The organism is Shimia thalassica, from assembly GCF_001458215.1.
GTDB lineage: Bacteria > Pseudomonadota > Alphaproteobacteria > Rhodobacterales > Rhodobacteraceae > Shimia > Shimia thalassica.
In genome coordinates, this window is the sequence record NZ_CYTW01000005.1 from 1 (window position 1) to 19206 (window position 19206).

18 protein-coding genes and 1 tRNA gene are annotated in these 19206 nt (G+C 55.6%); 8 read left to right on the forward strand and 11 right to left on the reverse strand.

Going from position 1 to position 19206, the window contains the following annotated elements:
• A partial coding sequence (locus PH7735_RS16855; RefSeq protein ID WP_305879429.1) for a biotin carboxylase N-terminal domain-containing protein occupies positions 1-382 on the reverse strand: 382 nt, incomplete at its 3' end.
• Between the two features lie 251 nt (positions 383-633).
• Between PH7735_RS16855 and PH7735_RS16860 the strand changes: the two genes are divergently transcribed.
• Positions 634-1095 carry a rhodanese-like domain-containing protein gene (locus PH7735_RS16860; protein ID WP_058312604.1) on the forward strand — a complete coding sequence of 154 codons (462 nt, stop codon included), beginning with the start codon at positions 634-636 and terminating at the stop codon, positions 1093-1095.
• On the opposite strand, the gene PH7735_RS16865 is transcribed toward PH7735_RS16860, so the two are convergent.
• Positions 1092-2225 carry an alpha-hydroxy acid oxidase gene (locus PH7735_RS16865; protein WP_058312605.1) on the reverse strand — a complete coding sequence of 378 codons (1134 nt, stop codon included), beginning with the start codon at positions 2223-2225 and terminating at the stop codon, positions 1092-1094. The genes PH7735_RS16860 and PH7735_RS16865 overlap by 4 nt on opposite strands.
• A gap of 127 nt (positions 2226-2352) precedes the next feature.
• Here PH7735_RS16865 and PH7735_RS16870 point away from each other — a divergent pair, with 127 nt between their 5' ends.
• The gene (locus PH7735_RS16870; RefSeq protein ID WP_058312814.1) at positions 2353-4809 is read left to right on the forward strand and encodes an ATP-dependent helicase; all 2457 of its coding nucleotides are present in this window, start codon (positions 2353-2355) and stop codon (positions 4807-4809) included.
• Positions 4810-5385: 576 nt separating this feature from the next.
• Here the strand turns inward: PH7735_RS16870 and PH7735_RS16875 are convergent.
• A complete protein-coding gene (locus tag PH7735_RS16875) occupies positions 5386-5601 on the reverse strand; it encodes a DUF1127 domain-containing protein (RefSeq protein WP_058312606.1) in 216 nt (71 codons plus the stop codon).
• Between the two features lie 250 nt (positions 5602-5851).
• On the opposite strand from PH7735_RS16875, the gene PH7735_RS16880 reads away from it, so the two are divergent.
• Positions 5852-6928 carry an Mrp/NBP35 family ATP-binding protein gene (locus PH7735_RS16880; protein ID WP_058312815.1) on the forward strand — a complete coding sequence of 359 codons (1077 nt, stop codon included), beginning with the start codon at positions 5852-5854 and terminating at the stop codon, positions 6926-6928.
• A gap of 75 nt (positions 6929-7003) precedes the next feature.
• Here the strand turns inward: PH7735_RS16880 and PH7735_RS16885 are convergent, their stop codons facing one another.
• From PH7735_RS16885 to PH7735_RS16895, 3 genes are all read right to left on the reverse strand, one after another.
• Entirely contained in the window at positions 7004-7312 is a 309-nt protein-coding gene (locus PH7735_RS16885; RefSeq protein WP_058312607.1) for an EthD family reductase, read from the reverse strand.
• A gap of 54 nt (positions 7313-7366) precedes the next feature.
• Positions 7367-7891, reverse strand: a complete 525-nt coding sequence (locus tag PH7735_RS16890; protein ID WP_233488343.1) for a DUF2244 domain-containing protein — start codon at positions 7889-7891, stop codon at positions 7367-7369.
• Positions 7892-8005: 114 nt separating this feature from the next.
• Positions 8006-9676, reverse strand: coding sequence for a cytochrome c oxidase subunit I (locus PH7735_RS16895; RefSeq protein ID WP_058312608.1), 1671 nt, complete (start codon positions 9674-9676; stop codon positions 8006-8008).
• Between the two features lie 304 nt (positions 9677-9980).
• Between PH7735_RS16895 and PH7735_RS16900 the strand changes: the two genes are divergently transcribed.
• Positions 9981-10823, forward strand: a complete 843-nt coding sequence (locus tag PH7735_RS16900; RefSeq protein ID WP_058312609.1) for an isocitrate lyase/PEP mutase family protein — start codon at positions 9981-9983, stop codon at positions 10821-10823.
• Positions 10824-10880: 57 nt separating this feature from the next.
• Here PH7735_RS16900 and PH7735_RS16905 read toward each other — a convergent pair whose 3' ends face one another.
• A complete protein-coding gene (locus tag PH7735_RS16905; RefSeq protein ID WP_058312610.1) occupies positions 10881-11342 on the reverse strand; it encodes a c-type cytochrome in 462 nt (153 codons plus the stop codon).
• A gap of 218 nt (positions 11343-11560) precedes the next feature.
• On the opposite strand from PH7735_RS16905, the gene PH7735_RS16910 reads away from it, so the two are divergent.
• Both PH7735_RS16910 and PH7735_RS16915 read left to right on the forward strand, forming a co-directional pair.
• Positions 11561-12025 (forward strand): Lrp/AsnC family transcriptional regulator, encoded by a 465-nt coding sequence (locus tag PH7735_RS16910; RefSeq protein ID WP_082645296.1) that lies wholly within the window; start codon positions 11561-11563, stop codon positions 12023-12025.
• Positions 12026-12034: 9 nt separating this feature from the next.
• Entirely contained in the window at positions 12035-12664 is a 630-nt protein-coding gene (locus tag PH7735_RS16915; RefSeq protein WP_058312612.1) for a LysE family translocator, read from the forward strand.
• Here PH7735_RS16915 and lipB read toward each other — a convergent pair.
• Complete coding sequence (gene lipB / locus PH7735_RS16920) at positions 12661-13425, reverse strand: lipoyl(octanoyl) transferase LipB (RefSeq protein WP_082645297.1); 765 nt, start codon at positions 13423-13425, stop codon at positions 12661-12663. The two genes, PH7735_RS16915 and lipB, sit on opposite strands and share 4 nt — an antisense overlap.
• 80 nt (positions 13426-13505) lie before the next feature.
• Between lipB and PH7735_RS16925 the strand changes: the two genes are divergently transcribed.
• Positions 13506-13592 (forward strand) — tRNA-Leu (locus PH7735_RS16925).
• A 354-nt stretch (positions 13593-13946) separates the two neighbouring features.
• On the opposite strand, the gene PH7735_RS21180 is transcribed toward PH7735_RS16925, so the two are convergent.
• Positions 13947-16217 carry a cadherin-like domain-containing protein gene (locus PH7735_RS21180; protein ID WP_058312614.1) on the reverse strand — a complete coding sequence of 757 codons (2271 nt, stop codon included), beginning with the start codon at positions 16215-16217 and terminating at the stop codon, positions 13947-13949.
• 176 nt (positions 16218-16393) lie between these two features.
• The gene (locus PH7735_RS16935; RefSeq protein WP_058312615.1) at positions 16394-18064 is read right to left on the reverse strand and encodes an AMP-binding protein; all 1671 of its coding nucleotides are present in this window, start codon (positions 18062-18064) and stop codon (positions 16394-16396) included.
• Between the two features lie 199 nt (positions 18065-18263).
• On the opposite strand from PH7735_RS16935, the gene PH7735_RS16940 reads away from it, so the two are divergent.
• A complete protein-coding gene (locus PH7735_RS16940) occupies positions 18264-18497 on the forward strand; it encodes an acyl carrier protein (protein ID WP_158503265.1) in 234 nt (77 codons plus the stop codon).
• 48 nt (positions 18498-18545) lie between these two features.
• On the opposite strand, the gene PH7735_RS16945 is transcribed toward PH7735_RS16940, so the two are convergent.
• Positions 18546-19199, reverse strand: coding sequence for a DsbA family oxidoreductase (locus PH7735_RS16945; protein ID WP_058312617.1), 654 nt, complete (start codon positions 19197-19199; stop codon positions 18546-18548).
• Positions 19200-19206: the final 7 nt, after the last annotated feature.

Below are 19206 nucleotides of genomic sequence, written 5' to 3' on the forward strand. Positions count from 1 at the left end.
CAACCGCAACGCGGCGGGCGCTGGCCTTGTCACCCAAGGCGCGCATGGTCTCGGCTTTGGGACCGATAAAGGTGATGCCGTTGGCAGCGCAGGCATCCACGAAATCAGGGTTCTCGCTGAGCAACCCGTAACCCGGATGGATCGCATCCGCGCCACATTCCTTGGCCACGCGGATGATCTCGTCAATCGAGAGATATGCCGCAACAGGCCCCATCCCCTCGCCAATCCGATAGGCCTCGTCCGCCTTGAAACGGTGCAACGACAGCTTGTCCTCTTCCGCGAAAACAGCAACCGTCCGCTTCCCCATCTCATTCGCAGCGCGCATCACACGGATCGCAATCTCACCACGGTTCGCTATCAGAATCTTGTCGAAGTCAGGCATGGGTTTCCCCTCTTGTTTGCTCTGTCTAAAAAATTTCACAAGGCCTAAGCCATGCTACCACACGGGTGCAATACCTAGAATTGTGGGTTTTGACGGTATTTGTAGGGTTTCGTTACATTTCGGAAAGAATTTGTTCCTTTTTTGGACCCTAGCATGCCGGAACGATCACGACTTTTTGTGTATCGACATATTGAAACCCGAAACCGGCCATGACATCACTTTAGTAGATATTAACTTTTCGGAATGTGATCATGACAAATCGACGTTCTTTTTTGACTGCTCTTGGGGCGGCGGCACTGTTTCCGGTGGTTGCGCAAGCCAAGCTTGGGGTTCTCGGGGCGGAAGACGCCCTTGAGAATCTGGATGACGGATCCCTTATCCTTATTGATATCCGCACGCCGCAAGAGTGGCATGAAACAGGCGTGGCCAAAGGGGCGTGGCCTTTGGATATGACACAACGCGATTTCGGGCCAAAGTTTCTGGCGGTGCTCGAGCGTAACCCCGGACGTCAGGTTGCTATCATCTGCCGGACCGGCAACCGCTCTGGTTATCTGATGGATGTGCTTGCCAAGAACGGGATCACACATGTTCTGGATGTAGCGGAAGGCATGGCCGGAGGGCCGAATGGCAAAGGGTGGATCCCTTTGGGGCTGCCCGTTGTCACAGGTGAAGCAGCCATGAAAAGCCTGCCCGCAGATTTGGTTGCGACCTAGGTCTTGAGACAAGACGGCAGGTCGGAGAGGTTTTGTGCCCCGATTTGCCCCATATTGGCTTGGATATCCTGAAACAGGATGTCGAAAAGGTGGTCGGGGCCCTTTGCGCCAAGCGCGGCCAAAGCATAGTGAAAGCCGCGCCCCATCATCACAAAATCGGCCCCTAAAGCGCGCGCCCGCATGATGTCGAGGCCGGTTTCGATACCGCTATCAAGGATAAGAGGCAAATCCGTCTGTGCGCGAATGGCTGGCAGAGCTTCAATCGTGGCGGGCGCGGCATCAAATTGTCGTCCTGCGTGGTTGGATATCCAAAGCGCATCTACGCCCGCCTTTTCCAAGCGCGGGGCGTCTTCGGGGCGCAGCACGCCTTTGACCACAAGCGGACCCTCCCAATGGTCGCGCAACCAGTCGAGGTAGCTCCAATCGGGCGAGGTGCGCAAAAGATACCCGGCATGCGCCGTAGAGTTGAGGCCGGTCAGGTTTTCTGAATATTCGTCAACCAATCGCATGCGCGGCATGCCATGACGTGCGATGCCCAATGCCCAAGCGGGGCGCGCGATGATTTGGGCCAAAAGCCGTGGTGACAGGCGGGGCGGGGTGGTGAGGCCAGAGCGCACCTGCCGTTCTCGCCGACTTGCAACCGGCACATCCACCGTCAGGACCAAGGTGGAAAACCCCGATGCTTTGGCGCGGTTCAGCATGTCTTTCCGGATGTCCGTATCGTGGGGCGGATACATTTGAAACCATGCGTGGTCGCCCAGATGCGAGGCCATGTCTTCGGGTGTTTGCGTGGCCACAGTCGACAAACAATAAGGGATGCCAAGCCGCTTTGAGGCCTGCGCCAAAAGCTGTTCGGCTTGAGGCCAAATCAATCCGGACATGCCAATGGGGGCGATTCCAATGGGCAAACGGAAATCGGATCCGAACAGGGATGCCTCGCTGCTGCATGTGATCTCACCGTGCAAAATCGATGGCCAGAACAGGAATTCGTCCAGCTTGGCGCGGTTGCGCGCTTTGGTCCGTTCATCGCCTGTTGCGCTATCGAGATATTCCCACACGAATTTGGGGATACGTTTCTGTGCTTTTTGGCGAAGATCGCTCAGAGCGGGGTATGAGGCATGCAAATCCATGCCTCTTTGTTGAACTCTGCTGCGGATTTGTCCAGAGCCGTGCGCGGCGCCGCCTGTGAGCGCGCTAGGCGAATTGGAACATAATGGGAACTTCCCTTCGCGGATGACTGGGGTTACATTGCCGGACATGAGCAGTTTTGATGAATCCGATGCGTTTGAAAGCGCCTCTTTGTCCGCCCGAGCCATGGCCGCGCGGCCGATGCCCTATTTGAACGAGCTGAACCCCGCCCAACGCGAAGCTGTCGAGCGGTTGGATGGTCCGGTTTTGATGTTGGCAGGGGCCGGAACGGGCAAGACCAAGGCGTTGACGGCGCGGATCGTACATCTGTTGAACACTGGTCGGGCCAAGCCAAACGAGATTCTGGCGGTGACCTTTACCAACAAGGCTGCGCGCGAGATGAAGAACCGGGTTGGTGGCATGTTGGGCCATGCCGTCGAGGGCGTGCCGTGGCTTGGGACGTTTCATGCCATATGTGTCAAGCTGTTGCGGCGGCACGCCGAGTTGGTGAACCTCAAGTCCAATTTCACGATTCTGGATATGGACGACCAGAACCGTCTGTTGAAGCAATTGATTGTCGCCAACGGAATCGATGAAAAGCGGTGGCCTGCACGGCTTTTGTCCAGTCTGATTGATGGCTGGAAAAACAAGGCTTTGACGCCTCAAAAACTGCCAGCGGGGGATGCTGGTGCTTTCAATCATCGTGGTGGTGAACTCTATGATCAATACCAACAGCGCTTGCGTGAACTGAACGCCGTCGATTTTGGTGATCTGCTTTTGCACATGGTGACCATTTTTCAGGAACACCCTGATGTGCTGGCCCAGTACCAACGCTGGTTCCGCTATATCCTAGTGGACGAATACCAGGATACGAACGTGGCCCAGTATCTGTGGCTGCGTTTGCTGGCCGGTGGTCACAAAAACATATGCTGTGTCGGGGATGACGACCAGTCGATCTATGGATGGCGTGGCGCAGAAGTCGGCAACATCCTGCGGTTCGAGAAAGACTTTCCGGGCGCGCATGTGGTGCGTCTTGAGCAGAACTATCGCTCGACCCCGCATATTCTGGCGGCAGCCTCCAACGTGATCCGTGGAAACGCGGATCGTTTGGGCAAGACCCTTTGGACCGAAACCGAAGAGGGGGAAAAGGTTCGTCTGATTGGCCATTGGGATGGCGAAGAAGAGGCGCGCTGGATCGGGGAAGAAATCGAGGCCATGCAATCCGGCACACGGGGTCTTCGGGCTATGTCGCTGAATGAAATGGCGATCCTTGTGCGGGCGTCGCATCAGATGCGCGCCTTTGAAGACCGTTTTTTGACCATCGGTTTGCCCTATCGTGTGATTGGCGGGCCGCGCTTTTACGAACGTCTCGAGATTCGGGATGCGATGGCCTATTTCCGGCTGGTCGTGTCGCCCGAAGACGATCTTGCCTTTGAGCGGATCGTCAACACGCCCAAACGTGGCCTTGGGAATGTGGCCCAGCAAAAAATCCAGACCTGCGCGCGCTCGAACGGTGTCTCGCTTGTCGAAGGGGCCCGCATTCTTCTCGAAGAAAAGGGGCTTGGCGGTAAGGGCGCAAAGGAACTGGCGCTGTTGCTTGAAAACCTTGCACGCTGGCGTGGCAATCTGATCGGTCCTCAAACGACGTTGCCAGATGATGATGCTGTTTTGGACGACGGTCCTGATTTGGCGTCGCCAGTATTTGACGAGCTTGGCGGACGGCCAACCCCGAACGCCGGTGTTGCAGCCGTCGGTCACATCGAGCTTGCCGAGATCATTCTTGATGAATCCGGCTATACAACCATGTGGCAGAACGACAAAACGCCAGAAGGACCGGGGCGGCTGGACAACTTGAAAGAACTGGTCAAGGCGCTGGAAAACTTTGATAATCTTCAAGGGTTTCTCGAGCATGTCAGCCTGATTATGGACAACGAAAGCGACGATGCCGAGGCAAAGGTTACCATCATGACCTTGCACGGGGCCAAGGGGCTGGAATTTCCGGCCGTGTTTTTGCCGGGATGGGAGGACGGTCTTTTCCCGTCACAGCGTAGTATGGACGAAAGCGGCCTGAAAGGTCTCGAGGAAGAACGGCGTCTGGCCTATGTCGGTATCACGCGGGCCGAAGAAATATGTACCATTTCCTTTGCTGGGAACCGTCAGGTGTATGGTCAGTGGCAATCGCAAATGCCATCGCGCTTTATTGACGAGTTGCCAGAAGATCACGTGGATATTTTGACGCCTCCGGGTCTCTATGGCGGCGGTTTTGGCGCGGCGTCCCGCCCCACGGCAACCGCGTTGGACGAGCGTGTCGCAAATGCGAACACCTATAATTCGCCAGGTTGGAAGCGGATGCAGGCCCGTGCGGGCGAGCGCGGCATGTCACAGCCACGCGAAAGCAAAAGCTCGGTTATCGATGCGAGTGCCGTGTCGAGTTTCACCGTGGGTGACCGTGTTTTCCATCAGAAATTCGGATATGGCGCGATCCTCAAAATTGAGGGTGACAAGCTTGAAGTCGCTTTTGAAAAAGCGGGCACAAAGAATGTCGTGGCAAGCTATGTGACCGGTTCGGACGACATTCCGTTTTGATCTAATCTGAGACCTCAAACGATTTTTAGCAGGTTCTGTAGCCCGCGTCTGGTGTGCCGGCTGTGTCGTGGCACCCCATCACATCCCCAAATTATGCCTTTGAAAGGCAAGAGCGCTGTTCCCCGGCGGGGCGCGAAGCGTCGATTGAAATAGAGGCGCAGGTCTGAAAACAAAAAACGACGGCACCAGGGAGGAGGAGAGGTGCCGCCGTTCTTATCTACAAGACACCTCAGGGAGGAGGAGGAGGCGCCTTGATCCGGTTGGGCCGTAGCCTGAATTCTGTGCGGCGACACCAGGGAGGAGGAGAGGTACCGCCGCTTAGTCTCAAAGCACCTCAGGGAGGAGGAAGAGATGCCTTGATTTCATGTGGACCCGAAGGTCCGAATTCTGTGCGGCGACACCAGGGAGGAGGAGAGGTGCCGCCGCTTAGTCTCAAAGCACCTCAGGGAGGAGGAAGAGGTGCCTTGATTTCATGTGGACCCGAGGGTCCGAATTTCTGCGACGACAACAGGGAGGAGGAAGTTATCGTCGCTATGAACAGAAAACCGAGGGAGGAGTGGCTTTCTGAAACTGTATTCAGTTGCCGTATGCAGCCTGATAGGCCATGCGGCGGATCATCGAGCGGTGCAGTCCCAAGTCTTTGAGCTCTGCGGTGCTCAGGTTATTCAGTTCGCGGTACGTCTGGTTGTACAGACGCGCTTTACGGAAGCGCTCGCCCAGTCCGGCAAACATCGCGACCATGCGGTCGGCGGAGCCGTTTTTGGCGGAGCTATATTCGCTGACTAATGCCATCGTTTTTGCCTCGTGATTTCCGGGAACGCTGTTCGCGGCGTTTCGTTGATATCAGTGATATAAGTTTATGCTGCAGGTGCACAATAGATTCCTGTGCAATGCTGCTATGCAGAAAACGAAAGGGGAAGCTACGTAAACCAAACACTGCCTTATTTTTGGTCATCGGCTTGAAAAAATAGACAGATTTGCGTTTGGACTTGTCTGTTAAGGCAAAAGCGGGTCTCTGTTGGGCAAGAAACAGGAGTTGAAAATGGCGGTTACGAAACAGCAAGTCCTTGATACGCTAAAACGGATAGGGCTGCCTGATGGATCTGATCTGGTTTCGAACGATATGGTGCGGGCTTTGTCCATTGAATCGGGAATCGTTCGCTTTGTTATTGAGGCGCCGAATCCGGAAACAGCGCGCAAAATGGAGAGAATCCGTGAAGCGGCAGAGAATCTGGTAGCATCACTGCCCGGAGTTGATTCTGTTTCCGCCGTGTTGACGGCGCACGAGTCGGCGCCGGCGGCCAAGAAACCGGCGCCAAGTCTCAAAATCGGCGGGCACCCGAAACCGCAGCAGGGATCGATGAAGCCCTCCGGCGTGAAAAGCATCATTGCCATCGGATCGGGTAAAGGTGGTGTTGGCAAATCCACAGTGTCGAGCAATCTCGCAGTGGCGCTTGCCCAAAAGGGGCGTCGAGTTGGCCTCTTGGATGCGGACATTTATGGCCCAAGCCAGCCACGGATGATGGGAATCAACAAGCGCCCCGCCTCACCGGACGGCAAGACGATCATCCCATTAAAGGCCCACGGGGTCACGTTGATGTCCATTGGGTTTATGCTGGAAGAGGACAAGGCGGTTGTGTGGAGAGGCCCGATGTTGATGGGCGCCCTGCAACAAATGTTGAGTCAGGTCGAATGGGGAGAGCTGGACGTTCTGCTGGTTGATATGCCTCCCGGAACAGGAGACGTGCAGTTGACGCTTTGTCAGAAGGCTGAGATCAGCGGTGCCATCGTTGTGTCAACACCACAGGATGTGGCCTTGTTGGATGCGCGCAAAGCGCTGGATATGTTCAAGACATTGAACACGCCGGTTCTCGGGCTGATCGAAAATATGTCGACCTATGTCTGCCCAAGCTGTGGACACGAGGCCCATTTGTTCGGTCACGGTGGTGTGGCGGATGAAGCCAAGAAAATGGATGTACCTTTGTTGGGGGCGCTGCCAATCGATTTGGATACACGTCTGGCAGGGGACGCAGGCACGCCCGTCGCCGCAAAAGATGGGCCTATGGCGGATGCTTATGCGCGCATTGCCGAAGGGCTTATTCGTGGCGGGCTTGCCTGACACGCAAATCTATTAAGTCGTGCACAGATCAAAAAGCCCCGCAGTTTCTGCGGGGCTTTGTTTTTCGGTGTGGCGTTATCCCATCACTTCGCCGATCAACATTTGCGGCTTCGAATTGGTAAAGTTTGGAATGTCGGCCAGGACATCCGCCGAGTCTCCCAATGCTGAGTTCAGGGCGTCTTGATCCTTGAACACGATGGTCGCGATTGCATGGAACGGCGCAGGCACATTCGGGCCGCCTGCCAGACCTTTGGTCACAAGTGTCGATTCAATGTAGGGGCCCATGTGTTTGCCCACCAAGGCCATATGTGAGCTCAGGTAATAATCCAGATCAAACGTACTGTCTTCGGATACGGGGTAAGCGACTTGAAGGGAAACAGGCATGTGTTAGTCCTTTTTTTGTGTGCCAAAGAACCGTAGCAGCCGATTTCTTTCCGGTCATTGTTTTTTAAGAAACGCGTCAAGTTCCGTAAACAGAACCTTGCGTTCGTCTTCGGATAGAAAGCTTCCGATTTCCACCGTGCGCCCGTTTCCGGTAAGGGTCACATAGTGGGGCAGAGGGCCCCCATCGACGTGCAGTTCCACACGCGCCCAATAGATATTGCAGTCCCAGCTTTTGGTTGGACCGCGCGACGGTCTGTGGGTGAGCGTCAGGATATCCCCGTCCCGCTGCAGCTCTTCAAGAATGTCGCCGTCTTTGTAGGATCGTTCGAGGCCATACCACAATGCGCCGACGACCAGCAAAATGAAGGGCAAAATACCCCAAAGAACAACCGATCCCAGCAACCCGTACAGGGGCACCGTTCCCAGCGAAAAGGCCATCAGAACCATCGCCGCAAATCCGCGACGGGGCAGGGACCGGAAGGGCCAGAGAGTTAACACAACTTTTGTGTCAGGGCTTTGAGGTGTCCAACGATAAGGCATGTTGATCGATCGCGTTTGATACGTTTGTGGGGTCCCCATTGACGCTTGCCCAGCTTGGGCAGTGCGGCCTGTGTCCCCGAAAGAATTGGCAAAGAAAAAGGGCCCCAGACATGATATCCGGGGCCCTCTTTTGAACTGATCAGGTTAACCCGTTTAGTGGGCGTGACCTTTGTCCCAGTCTTCCTGCTTTGGCAGGATTTCGAAGGTGTGCTCTGGGGGAGGTGACGGAAGCGTCCACTCCAGCGTGTCAGCATATTCGTTCCAGTAGTTGTTCTCGGTGATACGAGCGCCGCGCAGCAGCGAATAGATCATGATACCGAAGAACAGAACGAAAGAGGCAAACGACAACATGGCGCCGTACGAGCTGATCTTGTTCCAGTAAGCGAATGCTTCAGGATAGTCGATGTAACGACGTGGCATACCCTGACGACCCAAGAAGTGCTGTGGGAAGAAGGTGACGTTGACGCCAATAAAGAACATCCAGAAGTGGATTTTCGCAGCCAGTTCAGGATACTGACGCCCGGTCATTTTGCCGAAATAGAAGTATATCCCCGCAAAGATGGTAAAGGCGGCACCCATGGACATGGTGTAGTGGAAGTGCGCAACAACATAGTATGTGTCGTGATAGGCGCGGTCTACACCAGCCTGCGACAGGACGATGCCGGTTACACCGCCGATGGTGAACAGGATCAGGAAGCCCAGGGCAAACAGCATTGGTGCTTTGAATTCGACCGATCCACCCCACATTGTGGCGATCCAGCTGAAGATCTTAACACCTGTCGGTACCGCGATGACCATCGTTGCCAGCATGAAGTAAGACTGCTGGGTCAGCGACATGCCAACGGTGTACATGTGGTGCGCCCAAACAACGAAGCCGAGACCACCAATCGCGATCAAAGCCCAGACCATTGGCAGATAGCCAAAGACCGGTTTGCGCGAGAAGGTTGCGAACACGTGGCTGACCAGACCAAAGCCAGGAAGAACCACGATGTACACTTCAGGGTGACCGAAGAACCACAGAATGTGCTGGTACAGGATCGGATCGCCACCACCGGCAGGATCAAAGAATGTTGTACCAAAGTTACGGTCTGTCAGCAGCATGGTGATCGCGCCAGCCAGAACAGGCAGGGACAGAAGAATCAGCCACGCGGTGATGAAGATCGACCAAGCGAACAAAGGCACCTTGAACAGTGTCATGCCGGGGGCACGCATGTTCAGGAAGGTGGTGATCATGTTGATCGCGCCAAGGATCGACGAGGCACCGGAAACGTGCACAGCGAAGATCGCAAGATCCATCGACATGCCGCCTTCGTTGACCGACAGAGGTGGGTACAGAACCCAACCCACGCCCGAGCCAAGCTGGTCATTGCCACCTGGGGACAGGAGCGATGCCACGCCCAGCGAAACGCCGGTGACATACATCCAGAACGACAGGTTGTTCATGCGGGGGAACGCCATATCCGGCGCGCCGATTTGCAATGGCATGAAATAGTTGCCGAAACCGCCGAAAAGCGCCGGAATAACAACGAAGAACATCATCAGAACACCGTGATAGGTGATCATAACGTTCCAAAGGTGACCGTTGGGGGTACATTCTTCGCCAGTGGCAAAGAAACGTGCGCCTTCGAGACACATGTATTGAACGCCGGGCTCCATGAGCTCCAAGCGCATATAAACGGTAAAGAGGACCGCGATCAGACCGACCAGCGCCGACACGACGAGGTAAAGCAGCCCGATGTCTTTGTGGTTGGTCGACATGAACCAGCGCGTAAAGAAACTGCGCTCGTCTTCATGGTCGTGGCCGTGAATGGCTGCGTCTGCCATGTCTTGCCTCCTGTTGGTGCATTAAAAGACGCCTGAGATTCTCTCACGCGCCTTGGTTCATCGTCTTTTTTAGATGTGAAGGCCTGAGGCCGCAATCATAGGTTTTGATCTGGATCAATAAAAAGTGTCGCACCCTCTTTGATTTACTTCAAAAACACAGGTCTGAACCCCCGTTTTCCGGTTTTGAAGTGGCCGGAGGTCCTTCGACGACATATTCCGCGCGATTCGAGTCGCGCATCGCTTGTTCTTTATTTGTTCCAAAGGTTGAGGCATATTGCCAATATTGGACCGGAGGAGGCACCCAGTGACACGAACATTAGCGCGTTTTCAGGCTTTCAAAGCGCTGCACGAGGGGGCGGGGTGTTTTGTGATGCCAAACGCCTGGGATGCCGGATCGGCGCGGCTTTTGGCGTCGATGGGGTTTCAGGCCCTTGCCACAACCAGCGCCGGCTATGCGTTTTGTGCCGGCAAACGGGATTCTTTTGCCGGATTGAGTCGCGGTGAAATTCTGGCCAACGCCGCGGACATTGTTCAGGCAACCGAATTGCCTGTCTCGGCTGATCTGGAGGACGGTTTCGGCGCAACGCCGGAAGAGTGCGGTGAAACGATGCGACTGGCGGTCGAATGCGGCCTTGTTGGTGGTTCTCTCGAGGATGCAACCGGCAATGCGGATGCGCCCATTCGAGCGTTCGCAGACGCGGTTGAGCGTGTTGAGGCCGCAGCGGAGGCTGTGAAGGGAAAACCCTTTTTGCTGACGGCGCGTTCGGAAAACTATTTGTGGGGCCGTCACGATCTTGATGACACGATCCGACGTCTTCAGGCGTTTTCCGAGGCGGGCGCCGATGTGCTTTATGCGCCGGGCCTGCCTGACCTTGATGCGATCCGCACGGTGTGTCGCGAAGTGGATCGGCCGGTAAATGTCGTCATGGGCCTCAAAGAGCCTTCGTTCTCGGTACAACAGTTGGCCGAGGCCGGAGTGCGCCGCGTGAGTGTGGGAGGATCATTTGCAAGGGCTGCGTTTGGTGGCCTGAAACAGGCCGCGCAAGAGGTGCTGGGGCAGGGCACGTTCTCTTATGCGCAAAAAGCCATGCCCGGAGCCGAGCTGTTTGAGCTTATGTTTGACGGGCGCCCTGACGAGCGGACCTGACAAAGAAAAACCCCGCGCCAGAGACGCGGGGTTTGGAAATTCCGATATGGAACAGCGTTATTCGGTCGCTGCAGGCGCTTCTTCTTCGGTCGCTGCTTCTTCCATGGCAGGCGCAGGAGCGACTGAAGCCAGATAAGCTGCGACGTCATCGCCGCCCTTTTTCAGCTTGAACGACATTTTGGATTTTGCGTCGTAGCCGTTGTCTTTCAGCCATGCCTTAGGGTCGGCGACATAAGCGGCCAGAGCTTCTTCGGTCCAGACAAAGCCAGCTTCAGCTGCGCCTTTGAGGCCGGAACCGTACTTAAAGCCTTCTGTCGAACCGGCGACGCGGCCGACAACGCCATAAAGGTTAGGACCAGTTTTGCCGCCTTTGAAGAATGTTTCTCCTTCGGGCGAGACGACCATGTGGCATGCCTTGCATTTTTTGAAGGATTTTTCGCCCTTGGCAGCATCGCCTGCTGCAAAGGCGGGGGCGGACAGAGCCAGAGTTGCTGCGGCTACTGCAAAAAGGATTTTCATGGGTTTGCCTCTTTCGGGTTGCTAGCGCGTTTGGCGCACAATCGAACATGTAGCGCGATTGTGCAACGGACAATTCCGCGCGGGTACTTTGGTCGTAACAATCAGTTGATGTCGCTCTTTCAGTGAAAAAATTAACAACTTCCCGTATAGATGGCGTTCAAAGTAGAAAAAATCGTATAAATAACGGAAAAATTGACGAATCACGATTGTGGGGCTGTATGGACCAGATAGACCGGAAAATTTGTAAGTTGCTTCAACAAAGTGGACGCATGTCAAACGCAGAGATCGCCAACGCTGTTGGTGTGCCTGTTTCGACCGCCAATGACCGCGTGCGGCGGTTGGTGGCAAATGGCACCATCACGGGATGGCATGTGCATCTCGCACCGGATGCTGTCGGCGCCGACCTGTGTTGTTTCGTAATGATTGATATGGCCTACCAAGGCGAAGCCGAGGCTTGCGCGGTTCTTGTCGGTTTGGACGAGGTGCAGGAATTGCACCATATCAGTGGGGCGCATTCCTATCTGATGAAGCTTCGTCTGCGAAACACCAAAGAGCTTCAGGCGTTTATGTCCGAAAAGGTCAAACCGTTACCCGCCGTGCAGCGGACAGAGACCATTTTCTCAATGGATGCGCTTAAGGAAAGTTCGGCCCTTCGCATAGCTCAAGATGTTGGAAGCAAGTGAGGGGGCGGAATGGAAATTGACGTATTGCTGCGCGGGATTGGCATTGGCTTTGCCATTGCGGCACCAGTTGGTCCGATAGGTCTGTTGTGTATTCGCCGTACATTGGCGGACGGGCGGGGCGCGGGCATCGCCACCGGTATGGGGGCCGCAACTGCGGATGCGGTCTACGGCTTGTTGGTCGCGGTTGGTTTTGCGGCAACTGGTGTTTTGCTGCGTTATGCGACGCCGATGGCCTTTTGCGGGGGGCTCTTGATCATATGGCTCGGCATAGGAACCCTGCGCAGCTTTTTCGCAGCGGGTACCACGCGCGATTCGCAGTTGGCAGTCTCATCTCACAAAACGATCTTGCGGTCTTGGGCGACGACGTTTGTTCTGACCCTGTCCAATCCCATGACCATTCTGGCCTTTGTGGGATTGGTGGCCGGGCTCGGGGCGACAACTCAGGGCACGCAGACCGGTCCTTACTGGCTCGTCTTGGGCGTTTTCCTTGGGTCTGCGCTCTGGTGGTTGATCCTTGTTCAACTGGCCCTGACCGCACGCACCCGTTTGACACCCGATGTGACCCGTTGGTTCGATCTGTTCTCGGGATGCCTGTTGTTAGGGTGGGGGGCGTGGATCGCGGTGACTGCCGTGGTTTAGGCGTCGCCAAAAATCTCGCCAAATGAACGTTGCAGCGCGACATCGACGTCGTGCATCGTAACAGGCAGCCCCAAATCAACGAGTGACGTCACACCATATTCGGTTATGCCACAGGGCACGATGCCGTCGAAATGCGACAGGTCGGGCTCTACATTGATGGAAATTCCGTGAAAGCTCACCCATTTGCGCAGACGAATCCCGATCGCGGCAATTTTGTCTTCCGCCTTTTGCCCCGTGATGGTCAGGGGGCGATCCTCTCGGGCAATCCACACGCCAACACGTCCTTCGCGGATTTCACCTCGCAGGTTGAAGTCGGCCAGCGTCGCGATCACCCATTCTTCGAGTTGATGCACGAATTTGCGCACATCATGCCCACGTTTTCCGACATTGAGCATGACATAAGCCACGCGCTGTCCCGGTCCGTGATAGGTATATTGCCCCCCGCGTTTTGACGGGTACACAGGGAAACGGTCCGGGTCTGTCAGGTCTTCAATCTTTGCGCTGGTGCCTGCCGTATAGAGCGGCGGGTGTTCGACAAGCCAAATGCATTCTTCAGCTTCCCCTTTGGCGATGGATTCTGCGCGGGCCTCCATAAACGCCACGGCCTCGTCATAGTCCAGCAACCCGTCATGGGTGATCCATTCAACCATTGTTCTACTCCGCGTCTTTTGCCCGTTCTTAACGGTGATGTGGCCAAAAGAAAACACAAGCGCACAAGCGGGATAATTGAGGAATCTGGGCCCGAATGAAAAAATCCGCATCAACCTGTGTGTTTACCTGCGTTTTCCGGCTTGGCATCCCTGTAACGACTCGCTATAGACCCCCCACCAAGCCTAGGCGTGCGGCCGTGGCGGAATTGGTAGACGCGCAGCGTTGAGGTCGCTGTGGGGTAACACCCGTGGAAGTTCGAGTCTTCTCGGCCGCACCAAAATTTTCGAAAATCAGAATAAAAGCAATCGCTTGGATGCGGGTCTCTACCCCGTTCCCCGTAGTTTCCCCAATTTTTGTTGTATTGCTTGGTGCAAACCGGCGCGAAGAGACACAAGCTCTTACGGTGTGCTTTGTCCAAAAGTCCTGACCAGTGAACGCAGGGGGGGCAGGCACAGTTCTGGTTTTGGGAGCCGTGTTGGGGCGCGAATGGGTAGGATCGGTCAGCGCGGTCAAAGCCTGACCGACAGTTTTCCCAGTCTGAAGGCCGCGCGACTATGCTCTGCTGTTAGAAGTGAAATAGGTTGGAACAGAGCCTGATGTCAGACCCTGTTCCACTGTTGCAGGCCAGTTGTTAGATCACGTCCAGTGTCAGGATGATGCTGGTGTCGTCCGGATACGGCAGACGCAGGATGATCTGGTCGATATCAGCGGCATTGTCGAACCGCACGCGGGCGTTGCCGTTTTCATAGAGCCACATATTGCTGTGGGTCGTCTGTGACACGCCAAAGCTATCAACGGTGGTGCTGCTGTCATAGCGCAGTTCAAACGCACCCGTGCCGGTCAGGCGGCCGTCAAAGACCAGTGCGTCGCCCTCTGCGGCATTATAATCGGTGATCGCGGCGCGATCCCAGCTGCCTTCGTCCGAAAAGAAGAAACGATCGGCGCCGGTGCCCCCGGTAAGGAGGTCGAACCCAGCGCCACCGAACAGGAAATCATCGCCGTCGTCGCCGTACAGGGTGTCATTGCCATAGCCCCCTCTGAGGGTATCATTGTCAGCCCCACCGGTCAGAATGTCACTGCCGCCGCCGCCAAATAGGGAATCGTCGCCCGCGCCGCCCGACAGGGTGTCTTGGTAATGGCCCACGTTGTCATCATCCCCCAGCAGGGTATCATTGCCGTCGCCACCGCCGAGATAGTCCCAGTCGCGACCGCCCGATAGCAGGTCATCGCCCGCGCCGCCACCAAGGATGTCGTCGTGAAGGCCGCCTTCCAGCGTGTCGTTGCCATCCATGCCGTCGAGACTGTCCTGCCCGTCGCCACCGAGCATGCTGTCGTCCCCCAGACCGCCATAGGCGCGATCATTGCCATTGCCTGCGTCGATCTCATCGTCATCATCACCACCGGCGATGGTGTCTCTGCCGCCGCCGCCAAGGATGGTGTCATTGCCCGCGCCGCCGTGGATATTGTCCAGCCCTTCGTGACCCAGAATACTGTCATTACCGCCCAGACCGGCCAGAATATCAGGGCCGGAGGTGCCCTCGATCGTGTCGTCGCCCGCGGTGCCGGGGCGTTCAATCGCGCTTTCGAGTGTCAGAGTGAAGGTGGTGGATGCACTCTGGCTGTCGATCTCGGTCGCGGTCAGAAGCAGATCATAGGCAGCAACCTCGGTCAGGGTTTGAGAGGGGAAGCTGAGCGTGCGGGTATCGGCATCCCACATCATCCAAGAGGGCAGGGCCTCGCCCCCTGCCAGCGTCAGGTCATAAGTCAGCGCCACATCGGTGGGATCGGTGAAGACAGAAGTGGGAAAGGCTAGCGAGAAGGAATTGTTGTAGAAATGGGTCAGATCGTCCAGCGGGGCGGTCAGTATTGGATCCAGATCCGCGCCACCCACATGGATGTTGACTGTTGCGGTGGCTGCGCCACCAAACCCGTCTGTCACCTGATAGGTGAACGAGTCCTCGATCGTGTCACCTTCGGCCACAGCGGCCAATGTGGCGGATCCGGTGGGATCATAGGCAACTGACCCATCCGGGTTCAGCGATACCGTAGCCCCAAGGGCCGATGTGCCCGCGACGGACCCGATCGACAGCACATCGCCATCATCGTCATTGTCATTGACCAGCAGATCTGCAGCGGCGATGGTCAGGACCGCGTCTGCAAAGGCGGCCGGATCGTCGCCCGCCGAACTGACGGCAGCGTTCAGCACAGCCAGCCAACCACCCGAATGGCTGCCCAGAGGTGCCGCATCGAACCAGTCCCAACCCAGATAGGTGATCTGCCCGTCACCATAAGGCATGATCGCAACATTGGTGGCGTTACCGGCGGTATAGATTGAGAGGCTGCCGTCAGGCAGGCTGCTGGTCGTCAGACCGGTGGTAGCATTGGCATTGGTTAGCGTGGGCGGTCTGCCCTCGAAGGTCGTGTTGGTGGCATCTGCGGTGATGGACGAAGATCCGTTATGGCTGCCGCTGATGGAAAACCCGAACAGCGTATTGAGCGTCACAGGGCCGTTATGGGACAGCACCAGGCTGCCGCCGCCAGCCACGAAATCGCGGATCGCCTGTTCGCCATCATCAGTCAGCACATTGATCAGACTGCCGCGTTCCTGTTCGGGAAGCACCAGCACCTGCTGGCCCGCCAGCGCAGCAGACAGGCCCACACCATTTACGGCGGTGGTGGTGCTAACGGTATGGCCGAACATGGCCAGCGTTGCCTGCATTGTATCGGATTCACTGTATGCAGCGCCTTCGGTATCCACGACCGAGGCATTGTCAAACACGGTCACATTGGCCGTTGTGAGCTGGGTATGGGCCAGACCGCCAGCGCCGCCCAAAGTGTCGTTAGCGGCAGTGGGCGTGGTGTTGTCGGTCGCGCCAGATGGCAATGCGGTGTCTGTGGACATGGGAAAACCTCGGGAAAAGAACGATTGGAAAAAACGAGCATAAAAATGTTGCTATCAGCTTCGCATGGAAACCGGATTCGCGCAAATACTGGTTGTGCATAACGGCACGTTTCGCCGAAAAAGTGTTGAACCGGCACGCGAAAAAAAACGCGGCACAGGGTGCCGCGTTTCCAAACTTAGACGGAAATGATTTTGAGCTCGTTGTCCTGATACATCTGTTTCAAGACACCACGTTGGAGTTTGCCGCTGGTTGTGCGGGGGATGGCACCGCGCAGAACAAATTCTAATTTGGTGAGTGGTATGCCCAATTCTTGGGTGATGTGGCCCGAGATTTCCGTCCGAAGTGTGCGCAGGTCCTCTTCCGTGCTGTTGCGGTCGACCTCGACAATTAGAAGAACATCTTCCCCTTGAACCTCGCTTGGCACAGAAAAGGCAGCAGTCCGTGCCATGCCGCCACCGCCAACTTTGGCTTCGGCCAAACCTTCCAATTCGTGTGGCATGATGTTCGTGCCATTGACGATCAAAAGATCCTTGATGCGGCCCGTGATATAAAGCTCATCGTCTCGCATGAACCCAAGATCGCCCGTGACAAGCCAGCCGTCCGCAAAGGCCTCGGCCGTGGCTTCGGGATTGTTCAGATAACCGCTGAAAAGGCTGGGCCCTTTAACGCGCACGGCGCCGATTTGCCCATCGGGCAATGGGGCTTCGTCGGTGCCGACGATTTGAACCTGCATACCGTCAATTGGCGTGCCACAGCCGACCACTTCGGTGATGGCACCATTAGCATCTGGGTCGGATTTGCCCAACCTTGGCCCCTTGCGCTTGCCATCCATCGTGACGATGAGAGTGGTTTCCGCCATCCCATAGGCCGAGGCAAACACATCTGGTGCAGCTTTGGCCGGGGCAAAGTGCTCGTTAAAGGCGCCAAGCGTCTCAATCCGGTTCATTTCGGCCCCAACCACGGACATACGCCATGCAGACAGATCAAGATCTGCCACTTTCTGTGCCGTGATTTTGTCGACGCAATGATAGAATGAGAAATTGGGGCCTGCGCTGATGACATTGCCGTCATGAGCCCCAAGTTGGCGCAACCATTCGGCAGGACGGGACAGAAAAGCCTGCGGTGGATAAAGGTGCAGGTTACGCCCGAGAAGCATAGAGCTCAGCGTGGAGAGAAGGCCAAAGTCATGGAACAGCGGCAGCCAGTATACGCCTGTGTCCGGCCGCTCGTCGTCGCCTGGATACATTTCGCTCACGCGCGCATTTGTGGCGTGAATGTTATGTTGCAACGCGCCGTGTGAAATCTGTGCTGCTTTGGGAATGCCTGTCGAACCGCTTGTCAATTGAAGGTATGCCGTGTCTTCGGGTTTGGCGTCTGACACATCGAATGCAATCGGGGTGACTTCTGTTCTGATCTCTTCGGGAGTGCGCACGGTCAATCCGTCCGGCGCATGTTCGGCCTCATCCCGAAGTACGGCTCCGCAAATCAAGAGGCGCGCATCGATACGCTCGGCCAGAGCGAAGATTTTACGTTGTTGATGCTCTCCCGACCCAAGAGAGAAACCTGGTGACGCCGCAACGGGCAAAGCCCCGAGGAAAACCGCGCCCATCCAGCAATCCAGCCAGTCCCACCCGTTTGGCAGGCAGACGATCACCCGATCGCCTTTTTTGACGCCCAGAGCAGCAAACCTGCCGGCTATTCCCTTGGCGGATTCAAGAAAGCCGCGCGTTGTTTTCGTTTCAACAGGCTTGCAGCGTGCGTTGTAGGTGGTGATGGTGGATGTGATTTTGTTCTCTGAACTTTGCATCAAAGCTTGGAGAAGGTTTTTTTCTTGCGTGATTTGCATGCATGTGTTCCAAATTTTCACAAATTTCGAGAAATTTGTCTCTCAATACTTTTTTTGTAAGTTAATTTTGCCGATAATATTATGACTAGTTAACTCTGGTGTAGGCTTGTTTATGAATAGACTCAACAATATAGAAAAACAGGATTAGTTTGGTTTAAGGTAATATTTTTAGAACAATTTATTGCAACAGGTGATGCAAATGGCAAATCGAGAAAAAATTCTACAACTGCTGTCTCAATACGCAGAAGTGCCCTCCATTAAAATGGACGATATGCTTTTTGGAAGTGGTCTTAATTTGAGCTCAATCAGCTTTACAGAATTCGTTGTGGATTTTGAGGATCTCTTTGACATCGACGTGAATATGGAACGTCTTGGGGCCGACGTAAAAAGCGTGGGTCAATTTGTCGAAGTGCTGGAAGATCATCTCAGTTAAGCACGGAATCAAGGCCATAGGCCTTGCAAAACGATGTGCCAAGCCAGCCTAGGCTGGCGTTTGGGACATCGCTGAAATTTGTCTTAGGATGTTGGAAAACGTCTCAACGCCCTGTGCGCCGGATGTGGCGTGTTTGGCGTTAAAGATCATTGTGGGCACCCCGGAAACACCGCGCGATGTCCAAAAGTGTTCCTTTTCGCGAACCGCTTCGGCAAAACGGGCATCTTGAAGAACACTTCGTGCTTCTGCCGCATCAAGACCAATGCTCTCGACAACACCGATCAGGGTGTCCCGATCAGACACGTTTTTCCCGTCTTCGAAATAGGCCGTCAAAAAGGCCTGCTTCAAGTCATGGGTGCGGCCGAAATCCTGTGCCCAATGCAGCAGTTGATGGGCTTCGAAGGTGTTGTAAATCCGGCTGTTGTCACCAAAAGCAAAGGCAATCCCAAGGGATGCGCCAATGCCTTGCAGGGTTTGCCGGGCTTGGGCGGATTGCTCGGCTGTGCTGCCGTATTTGCGCGCAACATGCTCTCGCAGGTCTTCGCCTTCTGGCACCATATCGGGGTTAAGCTCGAACGGATGCCAATAGGGCTCGACCTCGATACCGGTTTCTTGCGAGGCTTGTTTGAGCTGCCGGTATCCCACGATGCACCATGGGCAAACGACGTCAGAAATAATGTCGACGCGGATCGGGGTTGTCATGGCAGGC

Coding starts and splice junctions, on each gene's coding strand:
- PH7735_RS21180 (WP_058312614.1), bottom strand. CDS start 16,217: ATGTCCACAGACACCGCATTGCCATCTGGCGCGACCGACAACACCACG.
- PH7735_RS16890 (WP_233488343.1), bottom strand. CDS start 7,891: ATGGGGACCCCACAAACGTATCAAACGCGATCGATCAACATGCCTTAT.
- PH7735_RS16910 (WP_082645296.1), top strand. CDS start 11,561: ATGGACCAGATAGACCGGAAAATTTGTAAGTTGCTTCAACAAAGTGGA.
- PH7735_RS16935 (WP_058312615.1), bottom strand. CDS start 18,064: ATGCAAATCACGCAAGAAAAAAACCTTCTCCAAGCTTTGATGCAAAGT.
- PH7735_RS16905 (WP_058312610.1), bottom strand. CDS start 11,342: ATGAAAATCCTTTTTGCAGTAGCCGCAGCAACTCTGGCTCTGTCCGCC.
- PH7735_RS16870 (WP_058312814.1), top strand. CDS start 2,353: ATGAGCAGTTTTGATGAATCCGATGCGTTTGAAAGCGCCTCTTTGTCC.
- PH7735_RS16860 (WP_058312604.1), top strand. CDS start 634: ATGACAAATCGACGTTCTTTTTTGACTGCTCTTGGGGCGGCGGCACTG.
- PH7735_RS16945 (WP_058312617.1), bottom strand. CDS start 19,199: ATGACAACCCCGATCCGCGTCGACATTATTTCTGACGTCGTTTGCCCA.
- PH7735_RS16895 (WP_058312608.1), bottom strand. CDS start 9,676: ATGGCAGACGCAGCCATTCACGGCCACGACCATGAAGACGAGCGCAGT.
- PH7735_RS16885 (WP_058312607.1), bottom strand. CDS start 7,312: ATGCCTGTTTCCCTTCAAGTCGCTTACCCCGTATCCGAAGACAGTACG.
- PH7735_RS16880 (WP_058312815.1), top strand. CDS start 5,852: ATGGCGGTTACGAAACAGCAAGTCCTTGATACGCTAAAACGGATAGGG.
- lipB (WP_082645297.1), bottom strand. CDS start 13,425: ATGCGGATTTTTTCATTCGGGCCCAGATTCCTCAATTATCCCGCTTGT.
- PH7735_RS16865 (WP_058312605.1), bottom strand. CDS start 2,225: ATGGATTTGCATGCCTCATACCCCGCTCTGAGCGATCTTCGCCAAAAA.
- PH7735_RS16915 (WP_058312612.1), top strand. CDS start 12,035: ATGGAAATTGACGTATTGCTGCGCGGGATTGGCATTGGCTTTGCCATT.
- PH7735_RS16875 (WP_058312606.1), bottom strand. CDS start 5,601: ATGGCATTAGTCAGCGAATATAGCTCCGCCAAAAACGGCTCCGCCGAC.
- PH7735_RS16940 (WP_158503265.1), top strand. CDS start 18,264: ATGGCAAATCGAGAAAAAATTCTACAACTGCTGTCTCAATACGCAGAA.